Below are 24591 nucleotides of genomic sequence, written 5' to 3'. Positions count from 1 at the left end.
ATACTAAATACATAAAAGGTCAGGAGGTCAATAGTAGAAAACATACCAATCAGGGTTATGTTTAACATTTTCCGTTTATCAAAATTACATCTATCATTCATACAACAGGCTGCTGCAATAGGTAATATTATTGGAGCAGTATTTATTTCTACCGGAAAATCAACTAAAACTGTCAGGTAAAGAAGGCTATATACGAGAAGATTAGCGGGATATGTAAAGTAAAATGCATTTTTCTTGGCAATACATCATGCATATCAATTACCAAAATCGCTTCTTTGCTAAAGAGGTCAGAAAATGCTATCTGGTACATTTTATGAATCCTGTACCAGTGAAAATGACGGTTGAAGTGATAAAAGGGTATCATACACCAGAGGAAACTATAGATGACATATTCAAGAAATACTACGGGCACAATTCCGCTCAACATAGCGCCGTGGGTAGAGTATCCTAAGGAAAAAGTCAGGCAAATAGCTGCTGTAGAAAAATTAACTAATCTACAGCGTCTGTACTGATTACAAAAAAAAAGAAAGGAAAAGTATAATGAATTTCTGTAAGTGTTCATTATACAAGAAAAATTAATGGAAGAAATAAAAATTAAAGTAAAGACTTTTCTTAATCGTTTTTTTAGAAAGCAAGAATTAGATGATAATGATGACATATTTGCTCTTGGCTTTGTAAACTCTCTTTTTGCGATGCAATTAGTAATGTTTTTGGAAAAGGAATTTGGGTTAAGAGTGGAAAACGAGGATCTTGATATAAATAATTTTAGGTCTATCCAGGCTATTGCCGATTTTGTCAGCAGTAAGCAAAATGGCTGTTATAAAGGATAGGAGTTAAATAATTTTTATGGGGGTAAAAGTATGAAAATTGAACTGACAAAAGGTCAGTTGGACAATCAGGAGGCGTTTCACACTTTCGCAACTAAAGAAATTGTTCCCTATGCGGCAAAAAATGATCTGGAGGAGAGAACTCCGCCTGAACTGATTAAGAAACTGGCAGATAGAGGCTATTTAGGTTCAATGATACCAAAGGAGTATGGTGGTTTGGGTATGGATATGATTACTATAGGACTTCTGAATGAAGAAGTTGGCAGGGCGTGTTCATCCATCAGAGGTCTCCTGACAGTTCATGGAATGGTTGCACTAGCTATTCTGCGGTGGGGGACAAAAGAACAAAGGGAATATTGGCTCCCGAAAATGGCTTCAGGTGAGGTTATCGGAGCTTTCGGGCTGACTGAGCCAAATGTGGGAAGCGATGCCAAAAGTGTTGAGACAACTGTGGTTTGTGCTGATGGCAAATACATATTAAACGGACATAAGAAATGGACGACAATGGGACAGGTCGCAGATATTTTCCTCATTTTTGCTAAATGTGAAGACAAGGCTACAGCCTTTATAGTAGAGAGAACACGCCCGGGTTTTTCAATGAACCCTATCACGGGATTAATTGGTTGCCGTGCTTCTATGGTAGCTGAACTTTTTATGGAAAACTGCAGTATACCTGATACAAATATTGTGGGAAGAGTAGGTACTGGTCTATCCCATGTTGCATTGAATAGTTTGGATTATGGAAGGTATACTGTTGCTTGGGGTTGTGTAGGACTTGGGCAGGCATGCCTTGAAGAGTCCTTGGGATACTCCAGAAAAAGAAAACAGTTTGGAGCTCCTTTACGTCAGAATCAACTGATACAGCAAATGATAACCGAAATGGTTGTCGACATAAAAGCTGCAAGACTGTTGTGTCTTAATGCCGGCTATTTAAAAGATGTAGGAGACCCTGACTCTATTATGGAGACATGGAATGCAAAATATTTTGCTTCAAAAATGGTAAATAAGGCCTCAAACGCTGCAGTGCAAATTCACGGTGCAAATGGCTGCTCCCGTGAATATCCTGTTGAGAGATATTACAGAGATGCCAGGATAAATGAGATTATCGAGGGCACAACTCAGATGCACGAAATATTGATTGCCACCAATGCCTTTAGAAATACCAAAGTTTAGGGGAGGGTTATATGGCCTAGGGTGAAACAGAAGTAAAGAAAATTGGTATGTTTAGTCTAGTAAAACAATTATGCAACACTGTAAATCGCAAAATGAAATTGTAAAACTGCATCTGGTTTTGGTGTAACTGATATAAGTATTTCAGAGTTTAAACTACTATTACAAATTCAAGATAAATCATATAAGGAAGGTTAATTATAAATGGTTAACGGTAATATAAAATTCATTTATCCACTGACACCGATGCAGGAAGGGGTGCTGTATCATAGTCTAGTTCATGAACAGTCTACAAGCTATATTTTTCAAACCAGATTTTGTATGTCAAGAGAGCTGGATATAGAAAAGGTAAAAGAGAGCTTATCATTATTAACAGAGAAATATGATATATTGCGCACAATGTTTTTATACAAAAAAGTTAGCAAACCGTGGCAGGTTGTACTGTATGAGAGGAAAATCGAATGCAATGTTATTGAACTGTCGAAAATGAATGAACAAGAAATTACAAAAATTCAACAGTCGGATATTCAACGAGGATTTGATTTGGAAAAAGATAGCCTGCTTCGTATGACAATTCTGCGTAAGTCGGAAGAAGAGCATGTTCTTTTATGGAGTTCACACCATATCATAATGGATGGTTGGTGTTTATCCCTGTTATTCCGAGATTTCATGCAGTATTACGAAGCACTGGTAGAAGGAAAAGAACTGTCTTCTATGAAGGAAAGAGTGAGGGAAGAGCAAAAAGGAATTGCATCTTACGGAGAGTATATCCACTGGCTTGAAAAGCAGGATAAGGAAGAAGGACTTTCATACTGGGAGAGCCTGCTTGAAGATTATGATGAAGCTGCCGAGATACCGCCTCTGGGGCAAAGTGGAAATACAAAAGAGCGGGTTGGAGAAGAATCATATACTATAAGTAAACAATTGACCGGACAATTGCAAAAGATTTGCGGTTCGATGAATGTAACAATGAGTACCTTAGTGGAAACGGTATGGGGCATTTTACTGCAAAAATATAACGGGAATACCGATGTCGTATTCGGCAAAGTGGTATCAGGAAGAAATGCTGATATACACGGAATTGAGCAGGCAGTTGGACTGTTTATAAATACGATACCAACCAGAGTTAAATGCGAAGAAAGCACAACAGCAAAAGATTTGCTGGAACAAATGCAGAGACAGTCGATAGAGAGTATGAAATATGACTATTGTTCCTTGGCAGAAGTACAAAGTAAAAGTGCAATTGGTAGTAATTTGATTAAGACATTGTTTGTGTTTGAGAACTATTATGTAGATGAATCAATTAACAAAGGAATAAGTGGAAGAAAAATCGATGTGGAGAGCTCCAGAGAGCAGACAAACTATAGTATTTCCGTTAGTGCGGTTATACGTGATGCGTTAATGCTTAATATTATGTATGATTCTCGCAAATATGCTGCTGGGGAAATCCAGACATTACTGGGAAGAATGGAACTGCTTTTACAACAAATTGTTGCGAAACCAGAGAAAAAGATATGCGAACTGAGTGTAGCAGATGAAGAAGAAAGGAAACTTGTAATAGAGGCCTTCAATGATACGGCAGTGGAATATCCAAGTGACAAAACGGTGGTGGAACTGTTCGAAGAGCAGGTAATCAAAACACCGAATAACATTGCTGTAGTATATGAAGAAGAAGAGAATTCATATGCGGAGCTGAACTCAAAAGCGAACCAGCTAGCATATAAACTAAGAGAACTTGGTGTAAAGCCGGATGATAAAGTAGCAATAATAACTCAAAGAAGCATCGAGATGATCATTGGAATTTTAGGGATCATCAAGGCGGGTGGAGCATACGTACCAATGGATCCTGGCTATCCGGGAGAAAGAATCAGATATATGCTGGAAGATTGCCAGCCCAAAGCGATCCTTTTGGGGAAAGCAGAACTGCCGATAGAAACAAATATTCCGGTGATAGACCTTTTTGACAGTGAGGTTTATACAGGGGAGATTGAAAATCCTGAGCATGTGAATATGCCCAATGACCTTATTTATATTATTTACACCTCCGGGACAACAGGCAAGCCAAAGGGGGTTATGATTGAAAATATAAGTGTGGTGCGCCTTGTTAAAAATATGAACTATATAGAATTAAATCAAGATACTGTCATTTTGCAAACTGGTGCAATCTCATTTGATGCATCTACTTTTGAAGTATGGGGCACAGTACTAAATGGTGGAAAGTTATGTCTTGTAGACAATTCAGTGCTTATAGATGCAAGACTATTTAAAAAAACAATTAATACCTATAAAATCAATACTATATTTATAACAACTGCTTTATATAATCAGATGCTGAATTTTGATAATAAAATATTTAATTCTCTTATTTATTTATTGTTTGGAGGAGAGAAAACATCTGGGAAGCATGTAAGAATGATGATGGATAGTGATAGCAGGGTCAATTTATCTAATGTTTATGGTCCGACTGAGAGTACAACATTTGCAACGTATTATCCAATTGATAAATATAATTTAAATAATAATATACCAATAGGAAGACCCATAAGCAATACTCAAACATATATAATGAACGGTAATGAGCTTTGCGGTATCGGAATGCCAGGAGAACTATGCATTGCAGGAGTGGGCTTGGCCCGAGGATACCTGAACTTGCCGGAATTGACAGCGGAGAAGTTTGTCAAAAATCCATTTGGTAAAGGTAGAATGTACCGTACCGGGGATCTGGTAAGATGGCTGCCGGACGGGAACATCGAGTATTTGGGCAGAATCGATGAGCAGGTAAAAATCCGAGGTTTCCGTATTGAGTTGGGTGAAATCGAAAGTATCTTGAAAAAGCAAATCGGCGTCAAGGATGCGGTAGTGACGGTCAAGGAGAAAAGCGGGGACAAGAGTATCTGTGCCTATATAGTATCGGATCAGGAAATCCGGGCAAGCGATATCAAAGATAGCCTTAGAAAAGAGCTGCCAGAATATATGATACCCGCATATATCCTGCAGATCGAAACTATTCCGGTTACACGGAACGGGAAGCTTGACAAACGTGCCCTGCCGGAACCGGAAGCAGCAAGCGGGCGGGAATATATTGCACCACGAAACAAGACCGAAGAAACCATTGCAGGCATCTTTGAAGAAATATTGGGCATTACCCCAGTGGGGATTGAAGATAACTTCTTTGAAATGGGCGGTCATTCCCTGCGTGCCACCCGGGTTGTCAACCAAATCGAAGCCAAGACTGGTGCCCGCCTGCTATTAATGGACATATTTACTGCTCCTAACGTCAAGCTTCTTGCCAAAGAAGTGGAAGAAGCGAAATCAAAGGAATATATTCCAATCCCACCCGCAGAGGAAAAAGAAATCTACCCCATGTCGTCGGCACAAAAGAGATTGTACCTGATCAACCAGAAGGGCGATGAGGGCATCACCTACAATATACCGGTGGGACTGGAAATCCAGGGAAGATTTGATTTTGATGGGATAAAGTCTGCATTGGAGCAACTAACTGCACGCCACGAGGCTTTACGCACCAGCTTTCATAGTGAGAATGGAGAAGCCGTACAGAAAATCGCTAAAGAAGTTAGGATTGAATTAGAGTATGAAGAATGGACGGATAGAAAGGAAGAAAACCTGCTGTCCGGTTTCGTGCGTCCGTTTGACCTCGGAAAGGCACCTCTGATGCGGGTGAAAGTAGTAAAAACAGGAGAGGACAAAACGATCCTCATGTTCGATATGCACCATATCATCTCCGACGGTATGTCCATAAGTATTCTGACAAAAGAATTGTCCATGCTGTACAACGGAGAGCAATTAAAACCGCTGCGTGTCCAGTACAAGGATTACAGCGAATGGATGCGGACAAGAGACCTGTCAGAACAGAAAAAATACTGGAAGGGTGTATTCAAAGACTCGGTTCCGATGCTGGATATACCGCTGGACCACTTAAGGCCGCAGACACAGAGCTATGCAGGCAGCAGCATCAACGGAATACTGACAGCTAAACAGAAGAAAGCGGTGGATGAACTGTGCCGGAAGACAGGGGCAACCTCATATATGGTATTGCTTTCCACGATGATGATACTGCTTAGCAAATACAGCCGTCAGGAAGATATTGTTGTCGGCAGTCCCATTTCGGGAAGAACTCATAAAGATACCGAAGATATGATGGGCATGTTTGTGAATACACTGGCAATGCGGGGATATCCCAAAGGAGATAAAAAATATCTGGATTTTTTGAAAGAAGTCAGGGAAAGTGCCCTGAAAGCCTATGAAAACCAGGAATATCCGTTTGAGGAACTGGTAGAATCGGTAGAGATACAACGGGACCTTTCCAGGAATCCGCTTTTTGACGTCATGTTTGTCCTGCAGAACAACGAACAGGTAAACTTCGAAATGAAGGGTTTGGAGGTGGCAAGCATAGACAGTGAACACACCATCGCCAAATTCGACCTCTCCCTAAGTATGAGTGAAACAGAAGACGGCTATGCAATGAATTGGGAATACTGTACCGACCTGTTCGAACAGGGAAGTGTGGAACGGATGATGAATCACTTCAGCCATCTGGTCGACGAACTGACGGCAAATCCGGAAGGGAAGATCGGTGAACTGAGTGTGCTGGATGAAGAAGAAAAGAGACTGGTCATTGAGACCTTCAACGACACGGCCACAGAATATCCGAGCGGCAAAACGGTGGTGGAACTTTTCGAAGAGCAGGTAAGCAAAACCCCGGACAATATTGCGGTCGTATTTGAAGAAGAAAAAATGACCTATAGAGAGCTTAATGAAAAAGCAAACCAACTGGCATACGAACTTCGAAAGCTTGGCGTTAAACCGGACGACAAGGTGGCTATCCTGACCCAAAGAAGCATCGAGATGGTTATTGGCATATATGGTATCATCAAAGCAGGAGGAGCCTATGTACCGGTAGACCCGGACTGTCCGGAGGAGCGTATATGGTATATGCTGGAAGACTGTAGGTCCAAAGCGATCCTTTTGGGGAGAGTAGAACTGCCGGTAGAAACAAATATCCCGGTGATAGACCTATTTGACAAGGCGATTTATACAGGGAAGATTGAAAATCCGGAACATGTGAATACACCGAATGACCTTATATATATCATTTACACATCAGGAACCACCGGAAGGCCAAAAGGAGTTATGATTGAGCATGGTGGTATAGTTAATTTTCGAAAGTATTTTATTTGTTCCCACGGTATGAGCCAAAATGATGTTGTATTTCAATTTGCAAGTTTAGCATTTGATGCAACCGTGTATGAAATGACAATGAGTTTGTTGATTGGTGCAAGGCTATGTTTGTGCCCGGTAGACGTCCTAAAAGACACGAAACTATTTGAAGAATATATAACCAAGCACAATGTCACCATTGCTATTTTACCACCTCAATATTTAGCACAAGTAAATATTCAACATTTTCGTACTATCATTACCGGAGGTTCGGAAACTAATCAGGAACTGGTACGCACAAACAGCAAACATATGAGGTATTCCAATGATTACGGACCGACCGAGGCAACGGTTTGTGCGACGCACTGGGCATGTAACCCCGGGGAGCAAGTACCGAAGAGAGTACCGATCGGAAAACCGATAGTAAATAAACAGGTTTATATCATGAACAGTAACGAACTTTGTGGTATAGGAATGCCAGGAGAACTATGTATTGCAGGAGTAGGTCTGGCCCGGGGATACCTGAACCTGCCAGAATTGACAGCAGAGAAGTTTGTCAAAAATCCATTCGGCAAAGGTAGAATGTACCGAAGCGGCGACTTGGCAAGATGGCTTCCGGATGGAAATATAGAGTTTCTTGGAAGAATCGATGAACAGGTAAAAATAAGAGGCTTCCGAATTGAACCAGGTGAAATAGAAACGCAGCTTTTGAAGCACCAGCTGATCAAAGAGGCTGTAGTAGTCGCAAAAGAAGATAGCGCCGGTGGTAAGTACCTGTGTGCATATTATGTATCTGAAAGTGAATTGAGGTTGGAAGAGTTAAGAGGTTATTTATCCGGTGAGCTGCCAGACTATATGATACCATCATATTTCATACATCTTGATAATATACCACTTACGAACAATGGTAAAATTGACAGGAAGGCATTACCTGAACCTGACGGTAATATAAGTACAGGCATCCTTTATGTTGCTCCTACAAATGAAGTTGAAGAAAAGATGGTAACAATATGGCAGGAGATCCTTGGAGTTGAGAAGGTTGGTATAAATGATAACTTCTTTGAACTTGGAGGACATTCATTAAAGGCTACACTGCTTGTATCAAAGATACACAAAGAGTTTAACGCAGAAATACCTTTGAGGCAGATTTTTAAATTGCCTACAGTAAAAGGACTTGCTGCATATATAAAAAGCACGGATGAAAGTATATATTCATCAATAATTCCTGTAGGAGAAAAAGAGTACTATCCTGTATCTGCAGCACAAAAGAGACTTTATATATTGAATCAAATTGAGGGAGCAGGTAAAAACTACAATATGCCCTTTACTATAATAATGGAGGGCAAACTGGATACAAATAGATTGGAGGATGCTTTCAGAGCTCTTATAAGGAGGCATGAAACTCTACGTACATCATTCGAAATGGTAGATGGTAAACCGGTACAAAAGGTACACAGAGAAGTAGAGTTCAAAGTAGACTATTTTGTGTCAAGTGAGGATAATGCAGATGAAATAGTAAAAGTATTTATCCGTCCATTCGATTTGAGCAAGGCACCATTCCTACGGGTAGGGCTTATTAGAATTGGAAACGACAGGCATATGTTGATGTTCGACATGCACCATATAATATCAGATGGTATATCAATAAACATACTTGTAAGGGAGTTTCCCCAGTTATATAAAGGGCAGGAACTGGTTGAACTCAAAATACAATACAAGGACTTTTCACAATGGCAAAATGAGCTATTCAGAACTGGAGGCATAAAGAAACAGGAAGAATACTGGCTGCATCGATTCGAGGGTGAAGTACCTGTATTGAATATGCCTACAGATTACCAAAGACCACTAGTGCAAAGCTTTGAAGGGGATAGAATAGCCTTCGAAGCGGGAGAAGAAATATCACAGAAACTAAACAGCCTTGCAAAAAAAACAGGTACGACGATGTACATGGTGCTGCTTGCAGCATATAACGCTCTGCTATACAGGTATACAGGGCAGGAAGATATAGTAGTAGGTTCACCTATAGCAGGAAGGCCCCATGCGGACTTGCAGGATATGATAGGCATGTTTGTAAACACACTTGCAATGAGGAACTATCCTACAGGTGAAAAGACTTTCAATGAATTCTTGGCAGAAATAAAGGAAAGCTGTTTGAAGGCCTATGAAAATCAAGATTACCAGTTTGAAGAACTGGTTGACAAGCTTAACATAAAAAGGGATATGAGCAGGAACCCTTTATTTGATATTATGTTTGTACTTCAAAATGCAAGTAGTACGGATATACAGGTTAAAGGCTTGAAGTTCATACCTCAAATAGTTGAAAACAGGACCTCAAAATTTGATATTACATTGAATGCTTCAGAACGGCATGGAAAGATTGTTTTCGAAGTTGAATATTGTACAAGATTGTTTAGGAAAGGAACAATACAAAGGCTTTCAGAGCATTTCATAAATATTCTGAATGACATTGCTGCTGACAAGAATACCAAGCTCTCAGAGTTGAATATTATAACTGACGAAGAAAAAGAAGAGATATTATATAGATTTAATAATACAAAGGCTGACTACCCTAAAAATAAGACTGTACATGAAATATTTGAGGAACAGGTGGAAAAGACCCCTGATAATATAGCAGTAGTGTTTGAAAAAAGTAAATTTACATATAGGGAGTTAAATGATAGGGCAAATAGTCTTGCATGGGTACTTAGGGAAAAAGGAGTACAACCTGATACGATTGTTGGTATAATGGCAGAACGCTCAATAGAAATGATAATAGGCATAACAGGTATACTGAAGGCGGGAGGTGCCTACCTTCCTATAGATCCTCGATACCCGCAGGAAAGAATAAACTTTATGCTTAAAGACAGTGGGACAGGTATATTGGTAACATGTAATCATCTAATAGGTAAAATAGATTTTGACGGGTATATAGTAAATCTCAACGATAGCAATATATATGTCGGAAATACTTTAAATCTTGATAAAATAGGCACTCCAGAGCACCTTGCATATGTAATGTACACATCCGGGTCAACGGGAGAGCCAAAAGGTGTTATGGTGGAACACCGAAGTGTGGTCAGGCTTGTTAAAAACACCAATTATATAGATTTTGAAGAAAATGACAGTATACTACAGACGGGTGCATTGGCATTTGATGCGACAACATTTGAATTTTGGGGAGCGCTGTTAAATGGATTAAAGCTTTATATAGCTGATGAGAATATTATTCTGGATCCCATAAATCTTAGCGATGCCATAAAAAAATACAATATAAGCACTATGTGGCTTACTTCACCACTTTTTAACCAGCTTTCCACACAAAAGCCAGATATATTCGTGGGCCTGAAAAAACTGCTGGTTGGAGGAGATAAACTGTCACCATCCCACATAAATGCTGTAAGAAACGTATGTCCGGGGCTTATTATAACAAATGGATATGGGCCTACAGAGAATACTACATTTTCGGTATGTTTTAAAATAGATAAAGACTATGGGCAAAACATACCAATAGGTAGACCTATAAACAACTCAACAGCATATATACTGGATAAGTATAATAATTTACAGCCCATAGGGATTAGTGGCGAATTATGTGTTGGTGGAGATGGGCTTGCAAGGGGATACCTTAACAGTCATGAGCTTACAGAAGAGAAATTTGTGACTAATCCATTTATGCCTGGGGAAAGAATGTACCGTACCGGAGACCTTGCACGCTGGCTTCCTGATGGCAACATAGAATTTCTTGGACGTATGGATAATCAGGTTAAAATAAGAGGCTTTAGAATAGAACCGGGTGAAATAGAAGCACAGCTTCTTAGAAATCCTTCAATTAAAGAAGCAGTAGTATTGGAGAACAAGAACGAAAATGGGGATGGGAGCCTGTGTGCATATGTGGTAGCGCAGACCGGATGTCATATGGAAGATATAAAAAAGGAACTAAGAAAAAGCTTGCCTGACTATATGATACCTTCACATTTTGTAGAAATTGAAGAAATCCCGCTTACGTCAAATGGAAAAATAAATAAAAATATGCTTCCCAAACCGTCTGATAGTGTTAATACCGGAGTAGAGTACATAGCTCCAAAAACAGATTATGAAAAAGTTATTGCTAATATTTGGCGGGAGGTTCTGCATCGGGAGCAAATAGGAATTACGGATAACTTTTTTGATATAGGAGGTAACTCATTATCTATCATAAGATTAAGTAGTCTCATAAATGAGAAGCTTAATGGAGAATTTACAGGCGAAATATCCACTACAACCCTTTTTCAATACCCAACAATCAGTTCACTAATAAATTATTTAAATAATGGGCAGAAAGATGTAGAAGATTTAAATATAAGTAAAAACAGCACAGTCATAAACAAAGACGTAGCGGTTATTGGTTTATCGGGAAGGTTTCCTGGGGCCAATAATATTAATGAATTCTGGGAAAATTTAAAGAATGGAATAGAATCTATAACTTATTTTACAGATGATGAACTAAGAGAAGAGGGAATAGAAGATGCCTTGCTTAACAACCCTGATTATATTAAAGCTAAGGGAATTATAAAGGATCCTGAGTACTTTGATGCTGCTTTTTTTGATTACTCACCAGGTGATGCAAAACTTCTGGATCCTCAAATTCGAATATTCCATGAATGCGTATGGGAAGCACTGGAAAGCGCTGGATATGATCCTTACTCGTATGGGGGCTCTATAGGACTTTTTGCAGGAGCATCAAACAATACGGTATGGCAAACATTAGTGTCTATGTATGTTAATCAAAGTAATACATCTTATTTATTTAGTAATAACCAATTAGCTGATAAAGATTTCCTGACTACCCGAATATCATACAAGCTTAATTTAAGAGGCCCGAGCCTATTGATACAGACTGCATGTTCAACGTCATTAGTAGCAGTAAATGTAGCATACCAGAAATTATTAGAAGGAGAATGTGACATAGCTTTGGCTGGAGGAGTATCGGTCACTCTACCTCATAAAAACGGGTACTTATATCAAGAAGGAATGATAATGTCAAGGGATGGTCACTGCCGATCCTTTGATTCAGAAGCCAGTGGGGCTGTTTCTGGGGAAGGTGCGGGAGTTGTTGTTTTAAAGCGGATGGAAGATGCTTTAAAAGACGGGGATCACATCTGGGCGGTAATAAAAGGGAGTAGAATCAATAATGATGGAGCTGGTAAAGTAGGGTATACTGCACCAAGCGTTGAGGGGCAGGCCCAGGTTATAAGAGAGGCTTGTCATTTTGCTGAAGTAAGTACTGAGACTATCAGCTATATAGAGGCTCACGGTACAGCAACTGCTTTAGGCGATCCAATAGAGATTGAGGCACTAAAAAAGGCATTTAACACTACCAAGAGGAATTACTGTGCAATTGGTTCAGTAAAAACTAATTGTGGACATCTAGACACTGCTGCAGGTGTTACCGGTTTAATTAAAACGGTATTATCTCTATATAATAAACAAATTCCCCCAAGCCTGCATTATAAAAGTCCCAACCCAAAGATTGATTTTAAAAATAGCCCCTTTTATGTAAATAGGTCATTGCGCGACTGGGAGAGAAAAGAATATCCTTTACGTGCCGGGGTTAGTTCCTTTGGAATAGGAGGAACCAATGCACATGTTATCCTGGAAGAATCACCTACAACTGAGAGTACGCAAGAATCCGGGGGTTGGTATATGCTGCCTTTGTCAGCTAAAACTCCAGGTGCACTTGACAAGCTGTCAAAGAATTTTGCTGAGTATATGCAGAGGAACCAGAATATAAATCTTTCAGATCTCGCATATACGATGCAGGTGGGAAGGGCTCAGCTAAAGTATAGAAGAGTGGTGGTATTCCAGAATTTACAGGATGCTGTTAATCAGCTAAATAAAAACCATACTGCTGAAATTGCAAAACCAGAACATAGTAAAGTCGTATTTATGTTTTCAGGACAAGGATACCAGTATGTAAACATGTTAAGGGAATTTTACGAAAGCGAGCAGGCATTCCGGGAAGAAATGGATAATTGCTTTTGTATTTTAGAGCCAATGCTGACTTTTGACATTAAAGACATACTTTTTCCTGAAGACAGCTCCAATAATATGGAAGTTACAGATACGCTGGTAGCTCAGCCATTAAATTTTATAATACAATATTCGTTGGCTAAAACCTTAATAAAATGGGGGATAAAGCCGGAAGCTTTAATTGGCCACAGTTTAGGTGAATATGTTGCTGCTTGTTTGGCTGAAGTGTTTACATTAAAGGATGCACTGGACTTGATTGTATTAAGGGGAAGACTTATGCAGCAGCTGCCAAAAGGCGGAATGCTTAGTGTAGTGATTTCCGAGACTGAGCTAAAACCACTTTTAAGTGAAGAAGTATCCTTGGCAGCAGTAAATAGTTCTTCAATCTGTGTCGTATCAGGAAGCCAGGAATCTATAGATGTACTGGAAAAGAAATTAATTAAAATAGGATATGAATGTATGAAAGTACCAGCTACACATGCTTTCCATTCTAATGCAATGAGTGCAATGCTTCCATTGTTTTCAGATAAACTTGAAAGAATAGTTTTGAAAAAACCTAAGATACCGTATATCTCAAATGTAACCGGCACATGGATTACAGCTCAAGCTGCCACAAATCCGGAATATTGGGCGGAACACACAACCGGTACAGTAAGATTTGCAGATGGTATTGGTGAATTACTGAGAAAAAACTGCACAGTATTTATTGAAATAGGAGCGGGACGAACATTAAATACATCAGTGAAATTGCACGAAGACTGTACACCTGACATTTTAGTTGTCAATTTAATTAGGCACTCTAAGGAGGAAAGAGGAGGACAATCTCGAAGACTTAATATTTCTGCTTTGTTTAAATCATTACCTGAAGAGGCATCAGATATGTCATTTATCTTAACTCAGCTTGGCAGGTTGTGGTGTGCCGGAATAAAGACAGATTGGAAGCAGTTTTATAAGGATAAAAAAAGGAGAAAGCTTCCTCTACCCACTTATCCATTCCAACGGCAACGCTATTGGATGGACAAAAACAACAGCACTGATTTTAAGTACATGGACAATTATAAAAGGAGGGAGATTAGTGAATGGTTTTTCGTTCCATCCTGGAGGCGTGCGAATTTATCATATAGCAATAAAGATTTCCATACGTTAAAAAATATTTTAGTTTTTATAAACTATACAGAATTTAGTAATAATTTGGTAAGAAGTTTAGAATCAGCAGTTAAGAAATTAACTTTTGTAAAAATCGGGACTTCATTTTGTCAGGACAAGGAGATTGAATCCGGTTATTTTATTAACCCTGGTAAAAACACAGATTATAAAAACTTGTTTAACGAACTGCACAAATCAGAAAATATTCCTGATACTATCTTATACTTGTGGACTTTAACAGAAGATAACCTTCATCAGCCGGATTTGAACAAAGTTAATACCGCGTTTGATATTGGTTTTTACGGTTTGATTTATATTGCTCAGGCAATCGGGGAATTAAATATTCCAGATCAAATATCCATTAACGTTGTAACTAACAATATGCACCTGGTAAGTGGAGAAGAAAATATAAATCCGGAGAAAGCTGTTATTGTTGGGCCAATAAGAACCATACCTAAGGAATACAGCAATATTAAATGCACCGGTATTGATATTGAGGTTCCTCAGGAGGATAAAACCAAAGAACAGCAGACTATAAATTGTTTATTGGCAGAGATGGCAATTACCGATAATGATTCACTAGTTGCTTACAGAGGAAAATATCGTTGGATACAGAGTTTTAATCAAATACAATTAAAAGAATGCCATGGTGTACCATCACGTCTAAGGGAAAATGGTGTATATGTGATTACCGGCGGCCTTGGCGGTATTGGTCTGGCCATATCAGAATATTTGGCCGGAACCGTCAGGGCAAGGCTGGTATTAATAGGACGTACGGAGATACCACCAAGGGAAAACTGGGATGACTATATAAACTCTCCTGAAAAGGATTACAAATTAGCATATAAAATTATGAAAATCAAAGAGCTTGAAGAATTGGGTGCAGAGGTTCTGCCCATTAATGCAGATGTTTCCGACAATTACCAGATGAGTAAAGCCATGTCTACAATCCATGAACGATTTGGAGAAGTTAATGGAATTATTCATAGCGCAGGATTACCTGATGGTGGATTAATTCAACTAAGAAACAGGAAAACAACAGACAGCATCATGTCTTCAAAAATTCAAGGCACATTGGAAGTTAACAGATTTATTGAACACAACAAACTTGATTTCATGATATATTGCTCATCTCTTAGCTCTATAATTGCACCATTTGGTCAAATAGGTTATTGCTCGGCAAATAATTTTCAGGATGCTTTTTCTCAACATCAATGTAATAAGGGATATACATACACTGTGTCGATTAATTGGGACACATGGAAGCAAGTAGGTATGGCTGTAAATTTAACTTGCGCACATTCTTCTGATAATTTGGAAAATGGGATACTTATTTCTGAAGGTATCGAGGTTTTCAAACGGATATTGGACAGTGATCTGCCGGATTATCTTTTAGCTCAAGTACTGATATCCCCATATCCGTTAGAAGTATACCTTAAAAGGATATGGGACACGGAACGTGAACAGTACAAAATTAAGTCAGAAGAAAACTACAATCCTGAGGAATGTATGAATCTACAAGATATTACATCACAAAGTGAAATTGAGTCAAAGCTCACAGCTATTTTAAAGGAAATATTAGGCTATCCGGATATTGGACGTGATGATAACTTCTTTGACCTGGGTGCTTATTCATTGCATTTAATTCAGTTAAGGCAAAGATTAAAAGCAGTGCTTAATATAGATATATCCATAGTTTCTTTATATGCAAATACTACAATTTCATCATTAAGCAGGTATTTGTCTAAGAGAGATGATGTACAAGATTCAATTACAGATGAAAAATCATCAGATTTTGTAAGTAAACGAAGGAATAAAAAGAATATTTTACTACAAAGAGAAAAGAGGAACGAAATTCATGGAAGAGATTAATAATAAAAATGGGCTCGAAGTTGCGGTTATCGGATTAGCCGGCAGGTTTCCGGGGGCAAATAATATCAATGAATTTTGGAGCAATCTGAAAAATGGAATTGAATCCATTTCCTTCTTTTCTGATAGTGAATTAATAGAAAACGGGGTTGATATTAATTGTTTGAATGACCCCGAATATGTAAAAGCAAAGGGTATGGTTTCTAATGCAGAGTATTTTGATCCATATTTCTTTGGTTATACACCAAGTGAGGCAGAAGTAATGGACCCTCAAATACGTGTATTTTTCGAGTGTGTTTGGGAAGCCTTGGAAAATGCAGGGTATGATCCTTTTTCTTATAAAAAACCAATTGGCTTATACGCAGGAGCCTTCGATAATGAAAGTTGGAGGCAAAAGGTTTCGTTATTTGGAAACTCAGATGTAGATATGCTTACTAAAACTTTATTATCTAGCAGAGATTGCTTGAGCACACTTATATCATATAAATTGAATTTAAAAGGTCCTTCAATAACAGTACAGACGGCCTGCTCAACTTCGTTGGTGGCAATTCATTTGGCATGTCAAAGTTTGTTAAATGGGGAATGCAGCATAGCGTTAGCAGGTGGGGTATCCATAATGCTGCCTCAAATAACCGGATATAAATACGAGGATGGTATGATGCTATCTCCAGATGGTCATTGCCGTACGTTTGATGAAAAATCCAAAGGTACAGTTATGAGTAATGGAGCAGGAGTTGTAGTTTTGAAGACTTTAGAAGATGCTATTAACGATGGTGACCATATATATGCTGTAGTTAAAGGAAGTGCGATTAATAATGATGGAAATAGAAAAGTAGGATTTACAGCCCCAAGCGTCTTGGGACAAGCGGAAGTTATCAGGGATTCATTGATGATGGCTGAAGTCGAAGAGGAAAGTATAAGCTATATTGAAACCCATGGAACAGGGACACCGGTTGGTGATCCCATAGAGATTGAAGCACTAAAACTTGCTTTTAATACGGATATGAAACAATATTGTGCACTTGGATCACTTAAGACAAATGTAGGTCATCTCGATGCTGCATCCGGGGTAGCTGGATTTATAAAAACAGTATTATCACTAAAAAATAGAGAAATACCTCCAAATCTACATTATAAAAATCCTAACCCAAGCATTGATTTTGATAATAGTCCCTTTTTTGTAAATACACACTTGAATAAATGGGAGAATAAAAAATACCCTCTACGGGCAGGTGTAAGTTCATTTGGGATTGGCGGTACTAATGCACATATTATTCTTGAAGAAGCACCAACTCTTGATGAATCAGTAAGTAACAATAGTTGGTACATGATTCCGTTATCGGCAAAAACTCAGAATGCGCTTGATAAGCTATCAAAGAACTTTGCTTATTATCTGGAACAGAATCCGGATATAAGCCTTCCTGACCTTGCTTATACAATGCAGATAGGAAGAGCTCAATTTAAATACAGAAGGGCAGTGGTATTCCAAAATGTAAAGGGTGCCATTAGTGAATTAAATAAAACATATACCGCTGAAATTGCGAAAGTAGACCAGAATACTGTTGTATTTATGTTCCCGGGCCAGGGATATCAATACGTAAATATAGGATTGGAACTTTACCAAAGTGATCCATATTTTCGGAAAGAGATGGACCACTGCTTTGATATTTTAAAACCGATGTTGCATTTTGATATTAAAAATATCTTATTTCCTATGGACAATATCAACAATATCAGTATTACAGATACGTTGGTGGCTCAACCACTAAATTTTATTCTCGAATATTCATTAGCTAAAAGCCTGATAAATTGGGGTGTTAAGCCTGATGCTCTGATTGGCCATAGCATGGGTGAATATGTTGCTGCCTGTTTGGCTGAAGTATTTACATTAGAAGATGCATTAGGCTTGATTGTATTAAGAGGAAAGCTTATGCAGGAACAGCCTGCCGGAATAATGCTCAGTGTTATGATTTCTGAAGAAGAATTGAGGCCGCTCTTAACTGAGGAATTATCATTAGCAGCAGTGAATAGTTCATCAGTCTGCGTTGTATCAGGAAGCCAGCAAGCTATAGATACACTCGAAAAACATTTAAATGAGATAGGGCACCAGGGAATAAGGCTGCCGGTTTCACATGCTTTTCATTCTTCCGCAATGAAATCAATGATTCAAACCTTTTTGAATAAATTAGAAAGAATAGAATTAAATAAGCCGAAGATCCCATACATTTCAAATGTAACGGGTACATGGATTACTGCTAAGGAGGCTACTACCCCGGAATATTGGGCAGAACATATATTAGGCACAGTAAGGTTTGCAGATGGAATTACTGAATTACTGAAAAAAAATAATCCGGTATTTATTGAAGTGGGAGCTGGATGGACTCTAAATACTTCAGTCAGTCTGCATGAAGACTATACACCTCAAATTCCGGTTGTTAATCTATTAAGACACTTTAGGGAAGATGCAGAAAAGCAGTCTCCCAGGAATCAGATTATGAATTTATTTAATTCAATTCAGGAAGCTCCATCAGACATGGCGTTTCTTTTAAACCAACTGGGAATGTTGTGGTGTGCGGGAATAAAAATAGATTGGAATCAGTTTTATAAAAATGAAAAAAGGCGACGTATCCCTTTACCTACCTATCCATTTGAACGTAAACGTTATTGGATTGATATGGACTATAATAAAAGTTTAGAAACATTAGCTCAAACCTATAAGAAGAAAGATATTAAAAATTGGTTTTCTATTCCGTCATGGGAGCGTACAGATTTACCATATAGTGATATAAGTGTTGACGCTGGGAAGAGTATATTAGTTTTTACAAATACACTTGAATTCAGTAGTAAGCTGATAGAAAGCATGGAGTTTTCAAACTATAATTTAACATTTGTAAGGATGGGGGCTGAGTTCTACAAGGAAACCCGTTGCAGCTATTTTATTAACCCTGGGAAGGATAAAGACTACAAAAGTTTGTTTAATGACTTGAACAAATCAAAATTTACCCCGGATGTAATCTTATATTTGTGGACTTTAACAGACGATAACTCTTGCAAACTGGATAAAAGTAAAGTTAAAACTGCAGTTGATATAGGATTATATGGAATAATCTATATTGCTCAAGCAATAGGCGAATTAAACTTTTTAGAAAAGGTATCAATTAAAGTAGTCACTAATAATATGCATATAGTGACTGGGGAAGAGAGCATTAACCCAGAGAAGTCAGTTGTTATTGGATCAATAAAAACTATCCCAAGGGAATACCATAATATTAAGTGTACAGGTATTGACATCGATCTTCCTCAAACAGATAAAATAAAGGAGCGGCAGCTTATAAACTGTTTGTTGTCAGAATTGGCAGCCAGCCCGGATGACTCACTGGTTGCGTACAGGGGGAAATACCGCTGGGTACAGAACTTTAAGCAAATACAATTAAAAGAATGCCATGGGATACCATCACGTCTGAGGGAAAATGGTGTATATATGATTACTGGAGGTCTTGGTGGTATTGGTCTGGCAATATCGGAGTATTTGGCTAAGACCGTACGGGCAAAGCTGGTATTAATAGGACGTTCAGAGATACCGCCGAGTGAAAAGTGGGATGATTATATAAACTCGTCTGAAAAGGATTGTAAATTATCAGATAAAATCATGAAAATTAAAGGACTGCAAGAATCAGGTGCGGAGGTTTTACTGATTAATGCAGATGTTGCTGATGCCGAACAGATGAGCAGAGCCATGTCAATAATTCATGAACGGTTTGGTGAAGTCAATGGAATTATTCATGGTGCCGGATTACCTGACGGGGGTATGATTCAGTTAAGAAATAGAGCGACAACTGATTGTGTTATTGCTCCCAAAATATATGGAACATTAGAAATTAATAAATTTATAGAAAACAATAAGCTTGATTTCCTTATATTATGCTCATCATTGAATTCCATTATCGCACCCTACGGTCAGATAGGATATTCCTCAGCAAATAGCTTTCTGGATGCCTTCTCTCAATATCAATCTAACCAGACTGGAATATATTCGGTATCAATCAATTGGGATAGTTGGAAAGAAGTTGGTATGGCTGTAGACTCTGTCAACACTGGAAATTCCTTGGTAAGTTTAGAAACCGGTATGCTGACTTCTGAGGGTATCGAGGTTTTAAAGCGGATTTTGGACAGTAATTTGCCGGACTATATTCTATCACAATTAATAGTGTCCACATATTCTTTGGAATTATATCTAAAAGGTATGCCAGAGCTAGAGAATAAAGAGTCTATGTTCTATGGGGGAGAAAATCAAAACTGTGGTGAAGAGCTAAACAGAAATATTCAACATGCAATTTCGAAAGATGAAATTGAGTTAATTCTTGTGAAAATATTTCAAAAACTTCTGGGGATAGAGGAAATAGATAAATATGACGATTTTTTTGAACTGGGAGGAGATTCCTTAAAAGCTACTGTATTAATGACAAAAATATATAATGAGCTCAGTGCTAAAATCTCTTTAAAAGAAATATTTAATCTGAGAAATATAGAATCTATAAGTGATTTTATAGCCTCTGGAGAAAAGCATACATATGAGAAAATAAAAAAAGTTGAAGAAAAAGAGTATTACGAGGCATCTTCAGCTCAAAAAAGAATGTATATATTGCAGCAAGTTGAGAAAGACAGTACCGCCTATAATATGCCGTCAGCTCTATTTATTGAAGGAGAACTTGAAATTGGTAGAGTTGAGAGAGCCCTTAAAAAATTGATAGAGCGGCATGAGACTCTAAGGACAAGCTTCGAAACAATAGATAAAATAATAATACAGAGGGTACATAATATCGATACAATTGATTTCAGCATAAAAAAAATCTCTGTTAATAGTGAGATTGAAGTAAAAGAAAAGATAAATTCTTTTCTAGAACCCTTTGAACTGGGCAAAGCACCTTTATTAAGGGTAGGTGTGATAGAACTAAGTGAAACAAGGCATATACTGTTGTTTGATATGCACCATATCATATCGGATGGTGTCTCCATGGACATTCTGACGGGAGAATTTGCAGCACTGTATGAAGGAAGGGGACTGCCGGATTTAAAAATTCAATACAAGGATTATTCCGCATGGCAAAACCGGATGAAGGCGGATGACAGGATGCAGAAACAGGAAGAATATTGGCTCAAGGTATTCCAGGGGGAAATCCCTGTGCTGAATTTGCCAGAAGATTTTCCTAGACCGCGGGTGCAAAGCTTCGAAGGAGACAGCATTACATTTGATATCGTTCCCGAAGTTGCAAAAGGTTTGGAGAAACTGGCGGGAGATACAGGGGCAACGCTGTATATGGTGTTGTTGGCAGCATATAATGTACTGCTCTCGAAGTATACCGGGCAGGAAGACATCATCGTAGGAACGCCCATCGCCGGGAGACCCCATACCGATTTGGAAAACCTAATCGGTATGTTTGTAAACACGCTGGCCATGAGGAACTACCCCGAAAGCAGCAAGACTTTCAAAGAATTCGTGGAGGAAGTCAGGGAAAATGCATTAAGGGCATATGAAAATCAGAATTTCCAATTTGAAGAGCTTGTAGAGAAACTGGATATAAGGCGGGATATAAGCAGAAATCCGCTCTTTGATACCATGTTTACTCTGCAGAGTGCAGGAGCAACATTAGAAAAAGAGACAGGACTCAGGTTAAAACCCTATGAAACCGTCGATAAAACAGCAAAATTTGATCTTTCGCTGTTGGCGGCATTCAGTGGGGATAAGATCAGTTTCCTCATTAATTATTGTACCAAACTGTTTAAGAAGGAGACGGTGGAAAGAATCGTAGGACACTTCCAAAATCTACTCCATGAAATTGTTAAGAACCCGGAGAAAAAACTGCAAGAGCTAGACATGATGTCGGATAAGGAGAAGGAGAGTATACTCTATGGTTTTAACAATACAAAAGTTGAGTATCCGAGGGACAAGACCATCCATGAACTCTTCGAGGAGCAGGTGTGGAAAACCCCTGAGAATATTGCCGTTGTGCATAGGGAAGAAAAGATCAGCTATAGAGAACTGGACAGAAGGGCGGAGGCAGTCTCCCAAAACATCATGGAAAAAGGTATAGACTGTGATGAAGTTGTCGGGATATTGCTGAATCCATCAATTGACATGTTTGCAGCAATCCTGGGGGTATTAAAAGCCGGTGCGGCATACTTGCCCATCGATGTAGACTATCCTAAGCAAAGAATCGAATATATGCTCAAGGACAGCTGTGCAAAACTGTTGATCAGCACAGAGAAAATAAGCAGCGGGATTGAGTTTGGCGACGAAATCTTAGAAATCAGAGATACCCAGGCATCAGCAGAAAGAAGGGCAGTCGGCAAAACAAACAGCAAGCCGGAGCATATGGCCTACGTAATCTATACCTCCGGGTCTACCGGAATGCCCAAAGGTGTCATGGTAGAACACCGGGCATTGGTTAACCTGTGCAGTTGGCACATTGAAAGGTATGAAGTCACAAGCCGGGACCGGGCCACCAAATATGCCGGCACCGGTTTTGATGCATCGGTGTGGGAGATATTCCCATACCTCATCCAGGGGGCGGCGATCCATGTTATCGATGAAGAAATTAGGCTGAATGTGAATAAGGTCAACGAGTACTATGAAAAGAACGGAATCAGCATCAGCTTTCTACCGACGCAAATATGCGAGAAGTTCATACAACTGGAAAATAGAAGCTTACGGTGCTTACTCACCGGAGGCGACAAGCTGAAATATTTTAACAAACAGAGATATAAGATCGTAAATAATTACGGCCCTACGGAAAATACGGTAGTTACCACCTGTTATATGGTAAAAGAAAGCAGTGCCAATATACCCATCGGCAAACCCATTAGTAATACAAAGGTGTATATATTAAACGGGAATAAGGCACAGCCGGTAGGCGTAGCTGGGGAGTTATGCATCAGCGGAGAAAGTTTGGCGAGAGGGTATATCAACCATGAAGAATTAACTCAGGAAAAATTCACAGAAAATCCATTTGTACCGGGGGAAAGAATGTACAGGACCGGGGATCTGGCAAGATGGCTGCCTGACGGAAATATAGAGTTTTTAGGAAGAATAGACGATCAGGTTAAAATAAGAGGATACAGAATAGAACTTGCGGAAATAGAAAACGTTCTAAGAAAATTGGATAAAATTGATGATGCCGCAATAGTGGTCTCAGAAGATAAATCCGGCGATAAATGTATATATGCATATATTGTATCCAAGTATGAAATAATGCCGGATAAGGTACGGGAAATATTATCTGTGAAACTTCCTTTGTATATGATACCAACATATATAATGCAAATTGATAGTATTCCGATAACGGAAAATGGGAAAATTGACAAAAAGAAGCTGCCAGAAATAGAATTAAGTGTAAAAACAAAATATGTTGCACCTGAAAATGAAATTCAGGAGAAGCTTTGCAGGGTAGTTTGTGAAGTACTCGGACTGGAGCGTGTGGGAATAAATGATGATTTATTTGAACTTGGTGCAAATTCATTAAGCATAATGTCTTTTTTATCGATGGTACATTCTGAGTTTGGTATTGAGCTTGCTTTCAGAGATGTTTTTAAAGATCCGACAGTTAGAGGCTGTTCAGACATTGTTAGCACTTCTCAAGATGTATCTAAAAACTATTTGAATGATTGTATTCAGCTAAGTTCGAATAAACAAGGCGGCAAGACTGTATTCTGCTTACCTTCTTTAGGGGCGGTAGGCATATTATACATGCAGTTGGCAGAAGAACTTGGTTCGAATTGTTTATATAGTTTTAACTTTATAGAAGATGAAAATTTAATTGAAGAATATGTTAAAGTAATTATTAAAGTTCAGTCTGAAGGTCCATATATATTATTGGGGTATTCAGCGGGGGGGAACCTGGCTTTTGAAGTGGCAAAAGAGTTGGAGAGGCAAGGATATGAGGTTTCAAAAATAATAATGATTGATTCTTATTACCGTTCAGAAATAACCAATCTGACAGAGGAAGAAAGAGAGAAGATGATAAATGAGCTTATAGATAGCTACTTCAAGCACAATAGAACTCAGGATGAAATTATAAAACGTCATAACGATAAAAGAACGCTTACCGATTATGTAGGCAAAAAGATAATAGCTTATTCAAGGTATTTAGACAGTTTGATTACCTTGGGGCAGGTGGATGCAAATATTATTCTGATAAAGTCCCTTGAAGAGGGCAATGTAAAGGTAAGTCCGAGGGAACGTAACTTATGGTCAAATAGTACGTCAAAAAGATTCAAGAGCATACAAGGTTTTGGTGCTCATATTGAAATGCTAAGTCCTGAGTTTATCAAACAAAATTCCGAAATAATAGAACGGATATTGAATGAAGATGGGAGCTTATAGATTATCCTAAAA

At 38.6% G+C, this 24591-nt stretch carries 4 protein-coding genes; all 4 read left to right on the top strand.

Annotated features, from left to right (window positions below; genetic code table 11):
* The first annotated feature begins 578 nt into the window (after positions 1 to 578).
* The 4 genes from CLO1100_RS12725 to CLO1100_RS12710 all read left to right on the top strand — a co-directional run bounded on the left by CLO1100_RS12725 (position 579) and on the right by CLO1100_RS12710 (position 24579).
* Positions 579 to 830, top strand: a complete 252-nt coding sequence (locus CLO1100_RS12725; protein ID WP_014314159.1) for an acyl carrier protein — start codon at positions 579 to 581, stop codon at positions 828 to 830.
* A 30-nt stretch (positions 831 to 860) separates the two neighbouring features.
* Positions 861 to 2000: an acyl-CoA dehydrogenase family protein gene (locus CLO1100_RS12720; RefSeq protein ID WP_014314158.1), complete on the top strand. Its 1140-nt coding sequence runs from the start codon at positions 861 to 863 to the stop codon at positions 1998 to 2000.
* A gap of 201 nt (positions 2001 to 2201) precedes the next feature.
* Positions 2202 to 16202: a hybrid non-ribosomal peptide synthetase/type I polyketide synthase gene (locus CLO1100_RS12715; protein WP_014314157.1), complete on the top strand. Its 14001-nt coding sequence runs from the start codon at positions 2202 to 2204 to the stop codon at positions 16200 to 16202.
* On the top strand, positions 16189 to 24579 hold the full coding sequence (locus CLO1100_RS12710; RefSeq protein ID WP_014314156.1) for a hybrid non-ribosomal peptide synthetase/type I polyketide synthase: 8391 nt from the start codon (positions 16189 to 16191) through the stop codon (positions 24577 to 24579). Before CLO1100_RS12715 ends, CLO1100_RS12710 begins: the two co-directional genes overlap by 14 nt.
* The last annotated feature ends 12 nt before the right edge of the window (positions 24580 to 24591 follow it).

The sequence above is a fragment of the Clostridium sp. BNL1100 genome (assembly GCF_000244875.1).
Classification (GTDB): Bacteria; Bacillota; Clostridia; order Acetivibrionales; family DSM-1351; genus Ruminiclostridium.
The sequence above is the reverse complement of the archived record's forward strand: the minus strand, read 5'-3'. Positions and strand labels throughout refer to the sequence as shown.

Excerpts from the sequence above, each read along its gene's own strand:
- CLO1100_RS12725 (WP_014314159.1), top strand. The coding sequence starts at position 579 with ATGGAAGAAATAAAAATTAAAGTAAAGACTTTTCTTAATCGTTTTTTT.
- CLO1100_RS12715 (WP_014314157.1), top strand. The coding sequence starts at position 2,202 with ATGGTTAACGGTAATATAAAATTCATTTATCCACTGACACCGATGCAG.
- CLO1100_RS12710 (WP_014314156.1), top strand. The coding sequence starts at position 16,189 with ATGGAAGAGATTAATAATAAAAATGGGCTCGAAGTTGCGGTTATCGGA.
- CLO1100_RS12720 (WP_014314158.1), top strand. The coding sequence starts at position 861 with ATGAAAATTGAACTGACAAAAGGTCAGTTGGACAATCAGGAGGCGTTT.